3 protein-coding genes and 1 pseudogene are annotated in these 4,051 nt (G+C 75.9%); all 4 read right to left on the reverse strand.

The window, feature by feature from the left end; translation table 11 throughout:
- A partial coding sequence (locus tag CM1CMNOD_RS15285; RefSeq protein WP_131774055.1) for a transcription antitermination factor NusB occupies positions 1 to 1,156 on the reverse strand: 1,156 nt, incomplete at its 3' end.
- Positions 1,153 to 2,178: a methionyl-tRNA formyltransferase gene (fmt, locus tag CM1CMNOD_RS15290; RefSeq protein WP_013874502.1), complete on the reverse strand. Its 1,026-nt coding sequence runs from the start codon at positions 2,176 to 2,178 to the stop codon at positions 1,153 to 1,155. The genes fmt and CM1CMNOD_RS15285, both read right to left, overlap by 4 nt.
- 194 nt (positions 2,179 to 2,372) lie before the next feature.
- Positions 2,373 to 2,921, reverse strand: coding sequence for a peptide deformylase (gene def, locus CM1CMNOD_RS15295; protein ID WP_013874503.1), 549 nt, complete (start codon positions 2,919 to 2,921; stop codon positions 2,373 to 2,375).
- Positions 2,922 to 3,083: 162 nt separating this feature from the next.
- Positions 3,084 to 4,051: pseudogene (locus tag CM1CMNOD_RS15300) on the reverse strand (primosomal protein N'); the annotation flags it as partial.

Consider the following 4,051-nt stretch of genomic DNA (forward strand, 5'->3'; position numbering starts at 1 on the left):
CCGCCCGCCCGTCCGCACGTACCACCACCACGTTCGACCGGCCCGCCACCGGGCCGCCCGCCATGCCTTCCGCACCGGCCCCCGGGCTGCCCGCGGCATCTCCCACGGCCGCCGCCGGGCCGCTCACGGCGTCGGCGGGATCGGGCGCCGGGGCCGGGCGTGCCACCGCGGCGGCCACCAGCAGGGCCCGGGTGGCCCGCGGCTCCACCGCGACCAGCCTGGTCCGGGGCAGCAGGCCCGCCAGCAGGGCGGTCTTGCCACCCGGTCCGGCGCACAGATCGACGCTCACCCCGGTGTCCGTCCCGACCGTGGCCACCCGCGACAGCGCGGCCACGACCAGCTGGCTGCCCTCGTCCTGCACGCCGGCCTGGCCGGCCAGGACCGCCGGCAGCCGCCCCGGATCCCCGCCGGCCAGCCGGACCGCGTACGGCGACCACGGGCCGGGCTCGGCGGCCAGGCCGGCGTCCCGGGCCGCCCGCAGCAGCCCGTCCCGGTCGATCAGGCCAGGACGGGCGACCAGATGGGTGCTGGGACGCTCGTCGTCGGCCGCCAGCGCGGCGCGGGTCCGCGCCAGGTCGCCGCCGAGGGCGGCGGCGAACGTCTCGACCACCCAGCGGGGATGCGCGGTGACCGTCGCCAGATGGCCGACCGGGTCGTCGTCATAGCCGGGTGCGGCCAGCAGCACCGCGAGATCGCCGCCGGTGGCCTCCAGCCGGGCGGCGAGGCGGCGCAGCACCGCGTTGGCGAACCGTACCGGCCGTTCACCGCTGGTCCGGCGGACCAGGTCGACGGTCGAGTCGACCGCGGCCCGCGCCGGCACCCGGGTGCGCAGCAGCTGGTAGGCACCCAGCCGCAACGCGTCCCGCACCGGCGGGTCCACCTCGTCCACCGGGCGGTTGGCGACCGTGGCGAGCAGCCCGTCCAGGACACCCAGGGCGCGCAGGGTGCCGTAGGTCAGCTCGGTGGCGAAACCCCGGTCGCGGGCGGACAGCTGGCGGCCGGCCAGCAGCGCCGGCAGCAGCAGGTTCGCGTAGGCGCCACGCTCGTCGACGGCCCGCAGGACCTCCCAGGCGAGCAGCCGGGCGGGATCGGCCCGGGACGCCGGCGGCCGGGCCCGCTGCCGTGCCCGCGTGCCCCCGGCGGGGGCCGGACTCATGTGAACCTCTCGCCGGCGGCGATGCGGGCTCCCCGCGCCCACGCGTCGGCGGCCATCGTGGGACGGCCCTCGGGGCGGACCTCGTCGAGCAGCACGACCCCGCCGCCGGTCCCCACCGCGATCCGGCCGTGACCGCCGACGGCGATCTGCCCAGGAGCAAGATCTTCGATGCCGAGGGAGGTGGCGCTGTCCCCGCCGGCGGCGCCTGTCCCGCCATCGCCCTTCCCCGCCGCCACGGCTGTCACCACGGCCGTCGTCTCCACGACGGTGACGGGACGCACCGGGCCAATCTTGATCCGGTGGTCGCGGAACGTCGTCCAGGCGCCAGGCGCCGGAGTGGCCGCCCGGATCAGCCGATCGACCCGGTAGGCCGGCGCGGACCAGTCGATCCGCACGTCGGCGACGTCGAGCTTCGGCGCGATCGACACCCCCTCGGATCGCTGCGGCCAGGCCCGCAGCGATCCGTCGGCGATCCCGTCCAGGACCGCGACGAGCAGCCGGGAGCCGGCATCGGCCAGCCGGGCCAGCAGGTCACCGGCGGTGTCGTGGGGGCCGACGGGCTCGGTCAGCGTCCCGTACACCGGGCCGCTGTCGAGGGCCTCCTCGATCTGGAAGACCGACGCGCCCGTCACGTCGTCACCGGCCAGCAGGGCGCGCTGCACCGGCGCGGCGCCGCGCCAGGCGGGCAGCAAGGAGAAGTGCAGGTTGACCCAGCCGTGCCGGGGGATGTCCAGGGCGGCCCGGGGCAGCAACGCGCCGTAGGCCACCACCGGGCAGCAGTCCGGGGCGATCTCGGTGAGCCGGGCGAGGAAGTCGGGGTCACGGGGCTTCTGCGGGGTCAGCACCTCCACGCCCCGCTCCTCGGCGAGCGTCCGCACCGGCGAGTGCGCGACCTTCCGGCCGCGTCCGGCCGGCCGGTCGGGACGGGTCACGACCGCGACGACGTCGTGGCGGGACGAGTCGAGCAGCGCCCGCAGGCTCGGCAGCGCCACCGCCGGGGTACCGGCGAACACCACCCGCATCAGCGACCACCCGACCAGGTTGCTCCCACGGATCCCCTGAGTCCCGCGGACGAAGACAGGGCGGACGGGGACAGGAAAGTGCGCACGGTCCAACGCTAGCCGCGTCCCGCGCGTACGCGGTCCAGCGGGTCGTGTTCCGCGGAACATCCGCGGAACAGTCGCCGGCCGAGCCCGAGCGGGCAAGGAAAGGCAGGTCAGCGGGCGCGGCCGAAAAGCGGGTGCGGGGACACCTTCACCGCCGGCGGAGCCTGCCCGGCCCACTCCGCCTCGCGGATGGCCTTCATCGCCGCCTTCTTCGTCTCCGGGTCCAGCCGGTCGATGAACAACACCCCGTCGAGATGGTCGGTCTCATGCTGGACGCAGCGTGACAGCAGGCCGCTGCCCTCGATCGTGACAGGATCGCCGTGGACGTTCTGGCCGACCGCGATCACCCGCTCCGGCCGCTTCAGCTCGAAGGAGAGGCCGGGCAGGGAGAGGCAGCCCTCCTCACCGTCCATCAGCTCCTCGCTGAACGGCCCGAGGACGGGATTGACCAGGTGCCCCACCTCACCGTCCACGTGGTAGGTGAACACCCGCAGCGACACCCCGAGCTGCGGCGCGGCCAGCCCGACCCCGCCCGCCTCGTGCATGCTCTCGACGAGGTCGGCGACCAGGCGGCGGAGCTCCTTGTCGAAGGTGGTGACCGGTTCGGCCACCGTCCGCAGCACCGGGTCCCCCAACAGTCGGATCTCTCGGACCGTCACTGCCGCCCCTCTTCCCTCGCCCGCGTGCGTCCCGCGCCTGCGTCGTCGTCCCCAAGCCGCATCATCCCGCGCCCGCAACGTGTATCCATCAAAATACACGTCCATCAGGAACGAATTTATTACATTACGTAACTTACACGAGACATAATCATCACAGCACCATCACAGCAAAGTGATCGGATCGGGGATGACCCGCACCGGTGGGGAACGGCGGGCGTCGAGCACGCCGCGGGCTGCCTTGAGCGCGGCCGCGAGCTGCTGCCCCTGCGCTCTGGGAACCCGCACCAGAACACGTTCCCATCGCTGCCCGGCAAGCTCCGACGCGTCCGCGTCCCCGACGGGAGCAGGCCGGGCCGCCCGCCCGGCGGGGACGGATCGACCTGTCTCACCAGCGGGAGCGGGCCGGCCCGCCGTCCCGGCGCCGGCCGGGCGGTCCACCTCCTCCAGCGGGACCGGGCCGAGCACGTCGGCGCCGGCGGGCAGCCGCGCCGCCGCGACCAGGTCGGCAACCGCGCCGGCGCTGCCCTCGACAGCGACGACGCGGGTGGCCGGCGGGAAGCCGAGGGCAGCCCGCTCATCCGCCTCCCGCCGGACGAACCAGGCCGGATCCCAGCGGGTCAGCGCCTGGACCACCGCGAGCCCGGCGTCGGCGGCGACGACGACCCGGCCGCCGTCCGCCGCGGGCCTGGCAAGCGCCGCCGCCGCGCACCACCGGCGCAGCGTCTCCTCAGCCGCGCGCAGATCCGGGCGGCCCAGCAGCGCCCACGTGTCGAGCAGCAGGACCGCGCCATACCCGCCGTCGGCCACCGGCTCGGCCCCCGGGGTGGCCACCACCAGCGCGGGCGCCGCCGCGACGGTCGCCAGCACGCCATCCCGGCCGGAGGTGCGCACGACGGCCCCTGGGAAGGCGCGTCCCAGCTCCTCGGCGGTGCGCCTGTCCCCGACGACGCTCGCGCGGAAGCGGACGTCCCGGCAGTACGGGCACCGCCACCCGGCCTCGGCCGGCACCGGCGCCGGCACCGGGGATCCGGCCGGGACTGGCACCGAAGGTCTGACCGGGGCCGTCGCGGAAGGCCTGGTGGGCCGTCCGCCGGCGTCAGCGGCCCCGGGCGGCGGGGCAGCCCCGCCGC

Source organism: Protofrankia symbiont of Coriaria myrtifolia, assembly GCF_900634755.1.
Lineage (GTDB): Bacteria > Actinomycetota > Actinomycetes > Frankiales > Frankiaceae > Protofrankia > Protofrankia coriariae.